The organism is Kribbella sp. NPDC049227, from assembly GCF_043197265.1.
Taxonomy (GTDB): domain Bacteria; phylum Actinomycetota; class Actinomycetes; order Propionibacteriales; family Kribbellaceae; genus Kribbella.
This window is the reverse complement of record NZ_JBICST010000010.1, coordinates 1-13,808: the sequence shown is the minus strand read 5'-3', so window position 1 is coordinate 13,808 and position 13,808 is coordinate 1. Positions and strand designations below refer to the sequence as shown.

The window sequence follows — 13,808 nt, the reverse complement described above, 5'->3', positions numbered from 1 at the left end:
GTCAGTTGTCCTTCGTCTGTACGGCCGACGGCGCTACGCCGTTCTTCGCGTCCATGGCGCCGTACTGTCCCGCCTTGCCGGTCGCCTGCTCTGCCAGCGCGAAGACGACAGTCATCCGACCGGAGGGGATGTCGGCCACGTCCACGGAGGAAACGATCTTGGTGGCCTCGGAGTCACTGCGCAAGGCCTTGAGCAGGCCACCGTTCTGCGCGGTCTCCGGCGTACCGGCCACCACGACCCCGCCGCTGGCCTGGTCGAGGCCGGTGATGAAGTCGACCGCGTCGCTGTACGACGAGTTGTCCGGCGTCGGGGTCGGCGGCTTCGCGGCGACCACGACGATCAGGCTGGCCCGGTCCTTGATCTGCGACGGCTTGAGCGACAACAGCTTCGCACCGGTCAGCCCGCTGAGGATCTTGGTGGAGTCGGCGTCGGCGGGCCTGCCCTCTTCCTTGGCGGCGACACCGCGCGCCAGGATCAGCCCGGCCCGCTCGTACGTCGTACTGTCCGGCGGGAACGGGGTGTCCGCGGTGACCAGATCGGTGACGAGCGGCTCGACCAGCTGACGCTGACCGGGGTCGAACAGCTTGGCGTCCAGCGAGACCCGCGTGGTCACCTGGCCGCCGGCCTTCTCCAGCTCGTCCTGCAGGCTGTTGGTCAGGTCGCCGTCGGCGCCCGGCATGGTGACCACGACGATGCGCTTGCCGTCCAGCTTGCCGTCGGTGAGCCCGGCGGTGACCTTGGCGACGTAGTCGTCGCGGTATTTGTCCAGCGCCTTCACCTGGACCAGCTCGGCCCGCGCGTCGGCGAGCTGCTGGCGGTCCTTCTCGGCCTGGCTCTGGACGAGCTCGCTGCCGGTGCCCTTCAGCGGTCCGGCACCCAGCACCACACCGGCGCCCAGGGCGAAGAAGATCGCCACGATCGAGACGATGTGGTAGCGAAAGTCGATCACGTGAACAGCTCCCGGATCCAGTAGACGAAGTCGCTCCAGCGCGCCCGCAGGATCGACCAGAGCACGTCGTCGGCGCCGGCGGCGACCAGCGCCACGCCCAGCGCGAACAGGCCGGCCACAGCCAGCGCGACCACCTGGAAGGTCGACACCCGGCTGCGGTACAGCCGGCCGACGCCCTTGGCATCCACCAGCTTGGCACCCACCCGCAACCGCGTGATGAAGGTGCTCGCCATGCCGGAGCGGCCCTTGTCGAGGAACTCCACCAGGGAGTTGTGGGTGCCGACCGCGACGATCAGCGAGGCACCCTTGGAATCGGCCAGCAGCATCGCGACGTCCTCGCTGGTGCCGGTGGCCGGGAACTCGATCGAGTCCACGCCGAGCCGCTCCAGCCGCTCCGAACCGGGCGCCCGGCCGTCGCGGTACGCGTGCACGACCACCTCGGCGCCGCTCTTCAGCGTCTCGTCCTTCACCGAGTCCATGTCGCCGACGATCAGGTCCGGGACGTAGCCGTTCTCGACCAGCGCGTCGGCACCGCCGTCGACGCCGATCAGGACCGGCCGGTACTCGCGGATGTACGGCCGCAGCGCGACCAGGTCCTCGCGGTAGTCGTACCCGCGGACCACGATCAGCACGTGCCTGCCGTCCATCGGCGTGTGAATCTCGGGGACACCGACGCCGTCGAGGAGCAGATCGCGCTCGCGGCGCAGGTACTCGAGGGTGTTGGCGGTGAACGCCTCCAGCTGGGTCGACAGCCCCGACCGGGCGTCGTCCATCAACTCCGCCACGGACTTGCTGTCCTGCGAGACGCCCTTCGCGACGACTTCCTCGCCGCGGTACAGGCACCCCTCGTTCAGCCGGACCCGCTCACCTTCGTGCAGGACCGAGAACACCTCGGTGCCGACCCCGTCCACCAGCGGGATCCCGGCCTCGACGAGGATCTCTGGACCGAGGTTCGGGTAGCGGCCGCTGATCGAGTCGGCGACGTTCACGACGGCGGCGACCCGGCAGTCGACCAGCGCCTCGGCGCTGACCCGGTCCAGGTCGACATGGTCGATGACGGCGATCTCGCCCGGCTTCAGCCGTTTGGTCAGATTCTTGGTACGGCGATCGAGCCGGACCACTCCGGCGATACCGGGCAGTTCAGTGGGTCGTGCTCTCCGCAGGCTGGGCAGTTTCATCGCGCTCTCATCCTGCCATGTCAAGAGCCCCTACCCAGGCCATTTACCCGGGCGGGGCCCTCTTCACGCACTGAATTAACGGTGACTGTGCGTCAAATCATCCTTTGGAACGATTCTTCTTGCGCGGTTTGTGCCGTTCGGCGGCGAGCGCGAGCAATTCTTCGGCGTGCGCCTGGGCGGCGTCGGAATTCTCCAGACCGGCCATCATCCGGGAGAGTTCCTTCAGTCGCGCGTCGTCGTCCAGCGCGACCAGACCACTCGTGGTGACCGAGCCGTCGTCGCTCTTCAGCACCACAGCGTGACGGTCCGCGAACGCGGCGACCTGCGGCAGGTGTGTCACCACGATCACCTGCGCCTTCTCCGCCAGCCGGGCCAGCCGCTTGCCGACCTCGACCGCGGCCCGGCCTCCGATGCCGGCGTCGATCTCGTCGAACACCAGCGTCGGCACCGGATGCGTGTCGGACAGGATCACCTCGAGCGCGAGCATCACCCGGGACAACTCACCGCCGGACGCGGCCTTCTGCAGCGGGCGGGCTGGGCTGCCCGGGTTCGCCGCGAAACAGAACTCGACCTCGTCGATGCCGAACGGCCCGGCCGTGGTCTCGTGCACCTCGACCGAGAGCTTCGCGTGCGGCATCGCCAGTCCGGTCAGCTCCTCGGACACTGCGACGCCGAGTCGCTCGGCCGCCTCGATCCGCGCTTCCCGCATCTGCCGGCCGAGCTCCGCGAGCTTCGCGTCGAGCTCGGACAGCTCAGCGGTCAGGAGCTCGACGCGCTCGTCGCTGCCGTCCAGCTCGGCCAGTCTGGCTGCGGACCGCTTCGTCCACTCGAGCACCTCGTCCACAGTGCCCTGCTCAGCGCCGTACTTGCGGACCAGGCTGGTCAGCAACGCCCGCCGCTCGCTCACCACCGCCAGCCGCGCCGGATCGGTGTCCACATCGGCGGCGTACGACGAGAGCTCGCCGGCCAGATCAGCTGCCAGGTAACCGAGCTCGCCGGCCCGGTCCGCGAGATCCGCGAGCTTCTGGTCGTGCTCGCGTTCCGCGTCGAGCACCTGCTTGGTGAGCGCGAGCAGACCGAGTACGTCGTTCGGCCGGGTGGAGTCCTGGTCCTCTTCGGAGGCCAGCGCGTCGGCTGCCGTGGTGGACGCCGTACGCAGGCCGTCGGCGTACGCGAGACGGTCCTCCTCGGCGGCGAGCTCGATGTCCTCGCCCGGCAGTGGCTCGGCCTTCGCGACCTCGTCGAGGCCGAAGCGCAGCAGGTCCGCCTCGGCCAGACGATCACGCTGGCGCGTGGTCAGCTCCGTGAGCTCGGCCTCGACCTGACGGTGGCGCTTGTAGGCAGCGACGTACTCCTGCAACGGCACGAGCAACGGCTTCCCGGCGAAGGTGTCGAGAGTCTCGCGCTGCCGCGCGGGCTGCAGCAGCCGCCACTGGTCCGCCTGGCCGTGGATAGCGACCAAGTCCCCGGACACTTCGCCCAGCACGGACACCGGAACGGATGCACCGCCCAGGAACGCGCGGGAGCGGCCCTCGGCGGACAGCTCGCGGGCGATCAGCAACTCGTCGTCGTCCAGCTCGCCGCCGCGGTCCTCGGCCTGCTGCACGATCGACTTCGGCACGCCGCTGGCCCGGCCCTCGACCCGGGCGCGACGGGTCCCGTGGCGCACCAGGCCGCTGTCCGCGCGGCCGCCGAGCAGCATGTTGACGCCGGTCACGACCATCGTCTTGCCGGCACCGGTCTCGCCGGTCACCGCGGTGAACCCCGGATCGAGGTCCAGCGTGGCGTCCTCGATCACGCCCAGCCCGGTGATGCGGATCTCAGAGAGCATCAGGTCTCCTGTTGGCTGTTGCTGCCGTTGCCGTTGTCGCTGCTGCTGTTGGTGTTGCCGTTGCTGTTGGTGTTGCCGTTGCGTTTGCGCTCGGCGGCGCCGCGCCAGCCGAGCACCGGGAGGTCGAACTTCGCGACCAGCCGGTCGGTGAACGGCGCCTCGTGCGCCCTGGCCAGCCGGACCGGGGTCTTGCCGCGCCGGACCTCGATCTCGGCGCCGGGCGGCACCTCGACCATCCGGCGACCGTCGCACCACAGCACGCCGCGACCATGCCAGGACGGGACCAGCTCGATCGACAGCCGTGACGTCGGTGCCACCACGATCGGCCGCGAGAACAGTGCGTGCGCGCTCAGAGGCACCATCAGGATCGCCTCGACCTCGGGCCAGACGATCGGACCACCTGCGGAGAACGCGTACGCCGTACTGCCGGTGGGTGTCGCCACCACGACCCCGTCGCAGCCCCAGCGAGACAGCGGGCGGTCGTCCACCTCGACCAGCACCTCGAGCATCTTCTCGCGGGCCGCCTTCTCGATGCTCGCCTCGTTCAGCGCCCAGGTGTCGAAGATCAGCTCGCCGGCCAGCCGGACCTCGACGGCCAGCGTCATCCGCTCCTCGACCGTGTAGCTGCGGTCGACCACCACCTGGACGATCCGCTCCAGGTCGTCCACCTCGGCCTCGGCCAGGAACCCGACATGACCCAGGTTCACCCCGAGCACCGGCGTACCGTGCGGGCGGGCCAGCTCGGCACCGCGCAGGATCGAGCCGTCACCGCCGAGCACCATGATCAGCTCGACGTCGAGCGCGGCCTTCTCGTGGTCGTCGACGACCTCGGCCGGCTCGAGCTTCAGCGCCTCGGCCTCGTCGCCGAGCAGGCGGACCTGCAGACCGGCGTCGGTCAGCAGCCGGTGCGCCTCCCGGGCCACCTCGACCGCCTGCTCCCGGCCGGTGTGCGTCACCACCAGCACGCGCCGCGGCTCGTGCTCTACCACCCTGCCTCCTTCACTGCGGACCGCGCTCGATGGCGGTCTGGAGCATCGTCTCATCGAGAGGCGGTGCATTCCGGCGTATCCACAGGAAGTATTCGACATTTCCTGACGGGCCAGGCAACGGGCTGGCGGCGACTCCCTGAATACCCCAGCCGAGTTCCTGGGCTTTGGCCGCGACGCTCCGGACCGCGTCCGCACGCAGCTCCGGGTCGCGCACGACCCCGCCCTTGCCGAGCCGCTCCTTGCCGACCTCGAACTGCGGCTTCACCATCAGCATCAGGTCGCCGTCCGGCGTCACCACCCCGATCAGCGCAGGCAGGACGAGCGTCAGCGAGATGAAGCTGAGGTCGCTGACGACGAGATCAACCGGTTCACCACCGATGTCGTCGAGCGTGAGCGTACGGACGTTGGTCCGGTCCATCACCGTGACCCGCTCGTCGGTCTGCAACGACCACACCAACTGGCCGTACCCGACATCGACGGCGATCACGTGGGCCGCCTCGTTGCGCAGCAGTACGTCGGTGAATCCGCCGGTGGAAGCACCCGCGTCGAGACACCGGCGACCCTTCACCTGAACGGCACTGAAGGCCTCCAGCGCGCCCACCAGCTTGTGCGCGCCACGGCTCGCGTAGCCGGGGTCGTCGGTTTCGGAGGTGTCAACGACGATCGGGGCGTCGGCACCGACACCCGTCGCGGGCTTGGAGGCGACGGTGCCTGACACCTTCACCTTGCCGGCCGCGATCAGCTCACTCGCGTGCTCCCGGGACCGCGCCAGGCCGCGCCGTACCAGCTCGGCGTCCAGCCGGGATCGCTTGACTCCTTTGGCCACTCAGACCTTCCGGTCAGCCACGGTCGCCGTGCTCGGCATCCGCTTCCACCAAGGCGCTCTGCAGTCGCTCGTGCAGGTCGGCGTACACGTCGGCATGCTCGTCCACGGGCCGCTCGCGCAACTCGTCCAGCCGGCCCATCACCTCATCCACCAACGGATGCCCCGCCTCACCTTCGTGCTGCTCGGGCTCGGCCTGGTGCTCGGGCTCGGCTTGGTGCTCGGGCTCGGCTTGGTGCTCGGGTTCGGTCTGATGCTCGGGTTCGGCTGATTCGGCTTCGTAGGGGTGTTCGTACTCCTGCCCAGGCTCGCGCGCGAACTCGGGCCCGAACTCCACCTCGGCCGGATCCACATGCCCAGGCTCACCGGACTCGTCGCCGGATGCTTCGCCTGCCTCTTCGGCGTACTCGAAGCTCTGTGAGCCGGGCTCGGCGTCGTAGTCGGGGACGGCAGGCGCCTCCTCGGCCGGGTGCGGCTCGAACCCCGGCTCCACGTCGGGGTCGACGTCCGGCGGGAACTGCTCGCCAGGATGCTCGGTCACGTCACGCCTTCTTCGCCGTCTTCTTGGCCGCCGCCTTCTTCGCGGCAGCCTTCTTCGCTGCCTTCTTCGCCGCGGCGTTCTTGGTCGCGGCCTTCGGTCCGTGTGCGGCGACATCGCCGGCCGGCCAGGCGGCACGCTCCTCGGCGAGCTCCTGCTCCAGCTTCTGCACGCGGCGGGTCAGTCCTGCGACCTCCTCCGAGCGAACGAACCCGAGCCGCGCCACCGCGCCCTCGACCTCGTTCGACACGATCGCCTGCAGCAGCTGGCGGTTGCTCTTGCTGGTGGCAACGATCTCGTCGGTCAGCTCGCTCACCTTGCTGGTCAGCCCGGTCGTCAGCGTGTCCGCGCCGGTCTGCTGCAGCAGCGCCTTCGCCGCCGCCTGGGCTCTCTGCCTGGTGACCTCGGTCAGTCCGCTCGCCAGTTGTACGTAGCCGCGCAGTGCGTCCAGAACCATGACTGCCTCCTCGCTTCGTCCCAGCAACGGTATCGCCTCCGCACCCCAACGCCACCCAGCCACCGCCCTTGAGCGGTTCAGCGCCTCAGGTTTCCAGGCCGATCCGGTGAAGCGCGGCGTCAATGGCGATCGAGTCGGGGGTCGGAGCGGGCTTGGGCAGCGGGCGTCGGCTGCGGCCGGCGGTCTTCGCCGTCTTGGCGGCCGGCTTCGGCGGCGCGTCGACCGCGGCCCACACCGCGGACAGGATCGCCCGCAGGCCGTCGTACGGCGTGCCCTCGCCCTTCACCGACACAGCGTTGTTCACAACCTCGGCGGTCCAGCCCTCACACGTGTGCTTGCCGCCCTCGACCGCCACACCAGGCTGCTTCTCCGCCAACGCCCCCAGGCCGGGCGCGATGTACGTCGGACGCTGGTTCTTCGGCGCGCGAGCCAGGTCGTGCGGGTCATTCACGCCGGTCGCGACCCACAGGCTCGCGATGCCGACCGCGTGCGCGCCCGCGATGTCGGAGTCCAGCCGGTCCCCGATCATCAACGGCCGCTTCGCCTCGAGCCGCTCGATGCTCGTCTCCAGCAGCGGCGGCTCCGGCTTGCCCGCCACGATCGGGTCCACGCCGACGGCGGCCCGGATCGCCTGGACCAGCGTCCCGTTGCCGGGCGCCATCCCGGCCGCGGTCGGGATGGTCAGGTCCAGGTTGGTCGCGTACCACTTCGCGCCCTCGTTGATCGCATGCGCGCCGTCCGCGAGCATCACCCAGTTCACCTCCGGGTGGAATCCCTGAACGACCGCCACCGGATGCGAGTCGCTGCTGCGGACCGGGTTCATCCCGTACTCCTCCAGCGCGGAGTACAGCCCTTCCCCGCCGACCACGAGCACCGGCGAGCCCTGCGGGAAGTCGTTCGCGACCAGCTTCGCCGCCGCCTGCGCGGACGTGACCACGTCGTCGGCGATCACCTCCAGCCCGAACGACGCGAGGTGCTCGGCAACGACCCGCGCCGGCCGGCTGGCGTTGTTGGTGATGTAGCCGATCCGCATGCCCTCCTTGGAGGCCTTGCGCAGGTTCTCCGGCGCGTCCGGCACCGGGTCCGGCCCGACGTAGACGACACCGTCCAGGTCGAGCAGCGCCACGTCGTACCGGCTGGCGAGCGGTTCGTCACACGCCGACAGCGGCGCGGGCGCCTTGCGTTCCGCGCTCATGCTTCCCGCCGTACGATGCCGCCCATGCCGGATTCGAGGGGGAGCGTGCTGCGACTCGACCCACTGCGTGCGTGGCGGTTCGTGGCCGGGAAGGTGAGCGCGCTCGGCGCCGTCACCTCGCCGCCGTACGACGTACTCGAACCCGCCATCGTCCGGCGGCTGACTGACTCTGATCTGCACAACATGGTGAGGCTCATCCTTCCACGCGATCCGGAGCTCGGTTCCGGCCGGTACGACGAGCCGGCCCGACGGCTGGCCGGTTGGCAACGCGCCGGTGTGGTTGTGCAGGACCCGCGGCCCGCCCTCTACGTGTACGAACAGCAACTGGGCAGTGCGCTGCTCTGCGGCCTTGTGGGGTCACTGAGCCTGGATCCGGCCCGCCGAGTGGTGCTGCCCCACGAGGATGTGATGCCGCACTGGGTCGACGACCGCCTGAAGCTGATGGAGGCGACGGACGCCGACCTGGAGCCCATCCTGCTCGCGTACGCCGACGGAGGCGCGGCCAGCGACGCTGTCGACGCAGCACGGGCCGGAGAGCCGTGGGTTGAAGCCGAGACGCAGAACGGCACCGCCCTGCATCGCATCTGGCGCATAGAGGACCCGGCTGTCCTGGCGACCATCTCCGACGAGCTGTCGAAGCACGAGGCGCTCATTGCCGACGGCCACCACCGCTATGCGGCGTACCTGGAACGGCAGAAGCGTGAGCCCGGGCGGCAGGGGGCGTCGGTCGGTCTGGCCATGCTCGTCGACCACAGCCGGCACCCACTCACCTTGGACCCGATCCACCGCGTCATACCGGGTCTGGACCTGGCCACGGTCAGCTCACGTACGCCGGCCGGCTGGCAGGTACTGCCTGGACGCGTCGAGGGTGTACCGGACCGGATTGCGGTGACGGATGGGTCCGGCTGGGTGACAGTGCGGTCGACAGCCGGGCAGGAGGCTCCGACGGTCTCGATGCTGCATGGGGAGCTGATGCCTGCGTGGGGCGTCGTCGCGGAAGACATCAGCTTCCACCACGCGCTGTCAGACGCTCTGGCGCTGGCCGGCCCGCAGCAGGCAGTTGTGGAGCTCACAGCACCCCGGATGGACCAGGTACTACGCTCCGCCGCGCAAGGCGTTGTGCTGCCACAGAAGGCAACGTCGTTCGGCCCGAAGCCGCGGGTCGGGCTGCTGTTCCGCACGCTCTGACGGCTTACGCTTCTGAGGGCTAGCGCCGTTTGAGGGCGAGTGCCTTCTGAGGGCTGGGCTTCCGACGGCTCTGATCCTCTGACGGCTAGGGCCTGTGGTAGAGGCTGAGGAACTCTTCGCGGAGGGGCCTGCGGGCGGCGCGGTGGCGCTCTGTGAGGCGGCCGAGGGTGAACGAGAGCTCTGGGTCGTCCTGGGCTGCCGCATCCGCTGCCATGGCGGTCAGCGCGTCTGCGGCGGCGCAGTGGTCCTGGTGCTGGCCCAGCAACTCCTGGTACTTGGCGGCCTGGGTCGCGGTCGCCTTCGCTTCGTCACCGAGCACAGCCGCGCTGGTGTCGGCGGCGTACCGGACTCGCTTGGCCAGCAGACGCACCTCGTGCCAGTCGTCGTCAACTGTCCAGGGCTTGAGCTTGTCGGCTTCCTGCGTGAACGCCTCGTTCGCCGCGGCCAGCAGCTCGGGCAGGACCTCGCCGCAGGGCTTGCTCGCCGTGGGCTTGAGGTCCGGCGCCGCCGCGACCACTTCGAGGGTCTGCAGGAGTTCCGCCGTACTCTCACCGGTCACGACCTCGGCCGACCGTTTGGCAGCCCGATCCAGGCCCACCGTCAGCGTCGTCAGGATCGTCTCGACGTGCTCCTGGTCGTCCTCGCTGGTCGCGGTCTCACGAACGAGCGCCGCGATCACCTCGAGATCGCGGGCCTCCCCACAGGCGTTCGCCAACGCAGACAGGTCGCTCCGCAACCCCTTCGACCAGTCACCAGCCAGCAACTTCCGAAACAGCTTCAGATCACTCCGCAACCGCCGGCACGAAACCCGAACCTGGTGGATGGCGTCGTCCTCCCCCTTCTCCACCATCAAAACCGCCCCTTGCAACCGAGCAGCCCCCTTGGTGAGCGCGTTCCCCACCAACACCCCCACCGGAGCCTCCGCACTCAAGCCCCCACCCCAACCACCCGAACTCTCACCCATCACCCCATTCTCCCCGCCCCACACCCCCAGGAGAACACCCCACACTCTCGCTTAGTTGCCCCCACCCCCATCCCCCCGCCCACCCCCGCGACACCGCGGTACCGCCCACGGCACCGCACACTCACGCGGCTCCGTCCTACCGCCCACCCCACCGCACACCCACAAGGCCCCGGTCCTACCGCGCACCCACCCGGCTTCGCCGTGCCGCCCACCGCACCGCACACTCACGAGGCTCGCCCTGCCGGCCATCCCGCCGCACACCCACGCGGCCCGACCTGCCGGGCGTCTCGCCGCACCCCGCAGGACGCCCAGCACGCCTCAGTCGCCGGCTTCCCCCGGCACACATGTTCCGACCATCTCGCCGCTCATCTCAGCCCGGCTACGCAACCTTGGAGCTTGCGGCTCCCCACCACCCGGACGCGCGCAGCGCGACAGCACCACTCCAGCGGCAGACGTCCCGCCTGCCACGGCCTGGCCGCGGCTACGTCGCTAGTCTCACGCTTCCCGAGCTCCGCGCCAGCCTGCTCATGCCTCGGCGACGCCACGCTCCAACGCCCGACTACGCGCAGCGCGGTCAGCCTGCCGTGCCGCTCTCACTGCCCCGCAAGCGCATGCAGTACGCCTGCGTCACCCTCAAGCCCCGGCCGTCTGCGCCTTCACCACCGCTCGGCGGCACCCAGCGCCGTCTCGCGGACGTGGCCGCTCCCCCCCGCAAGCGCGTGCAGCACGCCTGCGTCACCCCCAAGCCCCCGGCCGTGTGCGCCCGCACCACCGCGCGGCGGCACGCAATGTTTCTCGCGGACGTGGCCGCTGCCCCCGCCGCGCAAGCGCGTGGCGCGGCCGCGCCACGTTCGGGCGCCGGCCGTGCCGCTCCCGATCACCGCGAAACCCGTTCAGCGCGCCTGCGCCAGGCTCCAGCGCCCGCCGTACGGCACCCCCGAGTACCCCGCGGCCGCGGGGTGCAGCGCGGCTACGGGGCTAGTTCTCGGGCTTCTCGGGCGTCTCGGTGTCAGCCACCTCATCCAGCAGCTCGCTCTCGTCGGTGGACTCGGCTTCGTCGGCCAGCGCGGGTTCGTCCGGCAGCTCTGCCTCGTCGGTGGGCACGTCGTCTTCGTCCACGAGCTCGGCTTCATCGGACAGGTCGGCTTCGTCCGCCAGGTCGGCTTCATCGGTTGTGGCGGGCTCGTCCGCCAGCTCCGGCTCGTCGGTGGACTGGGCTTCATCCAAAAGCTCAGCTTCGTCGACGGGCCCCGGCTCATCCACGGGCTCGGCTTCGTTGGTCGTGGCGGCGGGGTCGTTCTCCGGCTCCGAGTCGTCGTCCGGCTCGGCTTCATCCACCAGGTCGTCGGTGGGCTCGGCTTCATCCACCAGGTTGGCTTCGTCGGCGGGCTCGTCGACGAGTTCGTCCGCTAGGGCGGCTTCGTTGGTGGGGTCTTCGTAGTCGTCGTCTTCGTCTAGGTCGGTGAACTCTAGGCCTTCTAGGCGGGCGGCTCGTTCGGCGGCGCCGGTGGAGCCGTCGGCGTCGGCGCCGGCTGCGCGGTGGAACCACTCGAGGGCGTCTTCGGTGCGTCCGGCTGCTTCGAGGGCGTCGGCGTACGCGTAGCGCAGTCGCGGCAACCACTCGGCGCGCGTGCGCTTGGTGAGTTCTGGCACCTCGAGGGTCTGGATCGCGGCCGCGAGCTGCTTCATGTCGCGGCGCGCACCGGCCGCGACGATCAACAGCTCGATCTGCGTGGCCTCCGACACGTCGTGGACGTGCTTGTCCCGCGTCAGCGCGAGCGCCTTGTCCGGCCGCCCGAGCGCCCGCTCGCAGTCGGCCATCATCGCGAGAACCTCATGGTTCCCGGTCATCCGCCGTACCGCCCGGAACTCGGTCAGCGCCTCGTCGTAATGCTCAGCCAGGTACGCCGTGATCGCCACAGCTTCGCGTACGCCGCCGAGCCGCGCGGCCAACCGCCGTGCGGTGCGGGCGTGCTTGTACGCGAGCTCGGGGTCGTCGTCGAGGAGCCGCCCGGACGCGACCAAATGCTGCGCGACGAGGTCGGCGAGGCTCCGCGGCAACGACCGCAGCTCGGCCTTCACACCACGGTCGAGCTCGGCTCCGGTGATCCCTTCCGGAATCGCCGGGTCGTCCCGACGTGGGCCGGCCTTCTCTTCTCCACGGTCGTCCCGCCTGGGCCCGCCGCGGCGGTCATCCCGCCCGTCACGCTGAGAACCACCGCGGCCGCGCGAGTCGCCCCCGCGCTCATCCCGCCGAAACGCTCCACGCTCGCCACGAGCCGGCCCGCCCCCGCGAGCACCGCCGCGCCCAGACCTGTCGTCAGACCGCGACCCGCCACGCTCATCACGCCGGAATCCACCCCGATCGCCGGTCCCAGACCGGTCGGCTCCACGGAAGCCGCCCCTGTCGCCAGAGCCGGACCGGTCGTCTCGCCGAGCACCGCCTCGGTCGTCGCGCCCGGATCGGTCGTCACGCCGGTAGCCACCACGGTCGTCACCGCCACGCGCGTCACGGCGATAGCTACCGCGATCACCAGCGCCGGGACGCTCATCACGCCGGAACCCCTGGTCGTCGCGCCGACCGCCACCACGCTCATCACGGCGGTATCCACCCCGGTCCCCAGCCCCGGCGCGGTCGTCGCCGCGATACCCACCGCGGTCTCCGGTCCCGGAACGGTCATCCCGGCGATAGCCGCCACGATCCCCTGACCCGGAACGCTCGTCACGCCTGAAGCCACCACGGTCGTCGCGCCCAGCGCGGTCGTCCCGTCGGTAGCCGCCACGGTCGTCACCACCACGGTCATCCCGTCGGTAGCCACCGCGATCGTCGCCGCCCCGGTCGTCGCGTCGGTAACCGCCACGGTCGCCAGAGCCTGACCTCTCGTCGCGGCGGAAGCCACCGCGATCGCCGGAGCGCTCGCTACGGTCGTCTCGACGGGGTCCACCGCGGGCGCCGCCGGCACTACGGCCAGCACCGCCTCGGTCGTCTCTGTTGTACCCGCCGGAGCGGTCGTCTCGACCGGAACCGCGTCCACCGCCGCCCTGACCGGACAGCTGACCACCGAACGGATCCCGCTCGCCCTTGTCATCGCCACGTCCGCCGGCAAAACCCCGCCGGTTCTCGGAACGTGCGTCATCACGATCCCCGCCCCGGTAAGACCCACCAGAACGCGAACCCCCACGTGGCCCACCAGCCCGCGGTCCATCACCGCGACTCGAGGCTCCCCGATAACCACCAGACGACCGCGGCCCACCAGAGCTGCTGGAGCCGCCAGTCCCGCCGGCACGCCCGCCGCCCGAGGAGCGCGGGCCACCAGGGCCGGAACGACCCGAACCGAACCCAGAACGACCGGAACCGGAGTCCGAACGCCCACCACCGGCACGGCCGGAACGGCCGCTGCCTCCGGAGGAACCGCGACGGTCCCCTGAACCGGAGTGAGGATTGCGAGGTGGCGTCGCCACGGTGACTCCTAACGATGCTGAAGTGCAGTAATCGGACAAACGTACCGCCACCTACAACGATCAGCCTCATCGAGGGCTTCCCGGCAGGCGGCTCGTGTGCCGAAGTTGTCCGGACAAATGTTAAGGGCCACCCCTTGAGGGGGTGGCCCTTAACAGTGTGAATGTCCGGCGGCGTCCTACTCTCCCACGACCTCCCGGTCGCAGTACCATCGGCGCTGTCGGGCTTAACTTCCA

12 protein-coding genes are annotated in these 13,808 nt (G+C 70.2%); 1 reads left to right on the top strand and 11 read right to left on the bottom strand.

The features are described 5' to 3' along the window. Position 1 precedes the first annotated feature (1 nt). The 8 genes from ACGFH6_RS39410 to ACGFH6_RS39375 form a co-directional block, all read right to left on the bottom strand. On the bottom strand, positions 2 to 949 hold the full coding sequence (locus ACGFH6_RS39410) for a copper transporter (RefSeq protein WP_393395152.1): 948 nt from the start codon (positions 947 to 949) through the stop codon (positions 2 to 4). Next, positions 946 to 2,127 carry a putative cytokinetic ring protein SteA gene (gene steA, locus ACGFH6_RS39405; protein WP_393395149.1) on the bottom strand — a complete coding sequence of 394 codons (1,182 nt, stop codon included), beginning with the start codon at positions 2,125 to 2,127 and terminating at the stop codon, positions 946 to 948. Before steA ends, ACGFH6_RS39410 begins: the two co-directional genes overlap by 4 nt. Before the next feature lie 97 nt (positions 2,128 to 2,224). Further along, positions 2,225 to 3,958, bottom strand: coding sequence for a DNA repair protein RecN (gene recN, locus ACGFH6_RS39400; protein WP_393395146.1), 1,734 nt, complete (start codon positions 3,956 to 3,958; stop codon positions 2,225 to 2,227). After that, on the bottom strand, positions 3,958 to 4,947 hold the full coding sequence (locus tag ACGFH6_RS39395) for an NAD kinase (protein WP_393395143.1): 990 nt from the start codon (positions 4,945 to 4,947) through the stop codon (positions 3,958 to 3,960). Before ACGFH6_RS39395 ends, recN begins: the two co-directional genes overlap by 1 nt. Before the next feature lie 10 nt (positions 4,948 to 4,957). Next, positions 4,958 to 5,773, bottom strand: coding sequence for a TlyA family RNA methyltransferase (locus tag ACGFH6_RS39390; RefSeq protein WP_360446285.1), 816 nt, complete (start codon positions 5,771 to 5,773; stop codon positions 4,958 to 4,960). A gap of 13 nt (positions 5,774 to 5,786) precedes the next feature. Further along, on the bottom strand, positions 5,787 to 6,311 hold the full coding sequence (locus ACGFH6_RS39385; RefSeq protein WP_393395139.1) for a hypothetical protein: 525 nt from the start codon (positions 6,309 to 6,311) through the stop codon (positions 5,787 to 5,789). Between the two features lies 1 nt (position 6,312). Continuing rightward, complete coding sequence (locus tag ACGFH6_RS39380) at positions 6,313 to 6,765, bottom strand: polyhydroxyalkanoate synthesis protein PhaF (RefSeq protein WP_393395136.1); 453 nt, start codon at positions 6,763 to 6,765, stop codon at positions 6,313 to 6,315. 85 nt (positions 6,766 to 6,850) lie between these two features. After that, positions 6,851 to 7,960 carry an HAD-IIA family hydrolase gene (locus tag ACGFH6_RS39375; RefSeq protein WP_393395133.1) on the bottom strand — a complete coding sequence of 370 codons (1,110 nt, stop codon included), beginning with the start codon at positions 7,958 to 7,960 and terminating at the stop codon, positions 6,851 to 6,853. Between the two features lie 24 nt (positions 7,961 to 7,984). Between ACGFH6_RS39375 and ACGFH6_RS39370 the strand changes: the two genes are divergently transcribed. Next, a complete protein-coding gene (locus ACGFH6_RS39370) occupies positions 7,985 to 9,148 on the top strand; it encodes a DUF1015 domain-containing protein (protein ID WP_393395130.1) in 1,164 nt (387 codons plus the stop codon). A gap of 85 nt (positions 9,149 to 9,233) precedes the next feature. On the opposite strand, the gene ACGFH6_RS39365 is transcribed toward ACGFH6_RS39370, so the two are convergent. The 3 genes from ACGFH6_RS39365 to ACGFH6_RS39355 all read right to left on the bottom strand — a co-directional run bounded on the left by ACGFH6_RS39365 (position 9,234) and on the right by ACGFH6_RS39355 (position 13,201). Beyond that, positions 9,234 to 10,112 (bottom strand): CHAD domain-containing protein, encoded by an 879-nt coding sequence (locus ACGFH6_RS39365; protein WP_393395127.1) that lies wholly within the window; start codon positions 10,110 to 10,112, stop codon positions 9,234 to 9,236. A 978-nt stretch (positions 10,113 to 11,090) separates the two neighbouring features. Beyond that, positions 11,091 to 12,194 (bottom strand): hypothetical protein, encoded by a 1,104-nt coding sequence (locus tag ACGFH6_RS39360; RefSeq protein ID WP_393395124.1) that lies wholly within the window; start codon positions 12,192 to 12,194, stop codon positions 11,091 to 11,093. Further along, complete coding sequence (locus tag ACGFH6_RS39355) at positions 12,191 to 13,201, bottom strand: hypothetical protein (RefSeq protein WP_393395121.1); 1,011 nt, start codon at positions 13,199 to 13,201, stop codon at positions 12,191 to 12,193. Before ACGFH6_RS39355 ends, ACGFH6_RS39360 begins: the two co-directional genes overlap by 4 nt. Positions 13,202 to 13,808 lie beyond the last annotated feature (607 nt).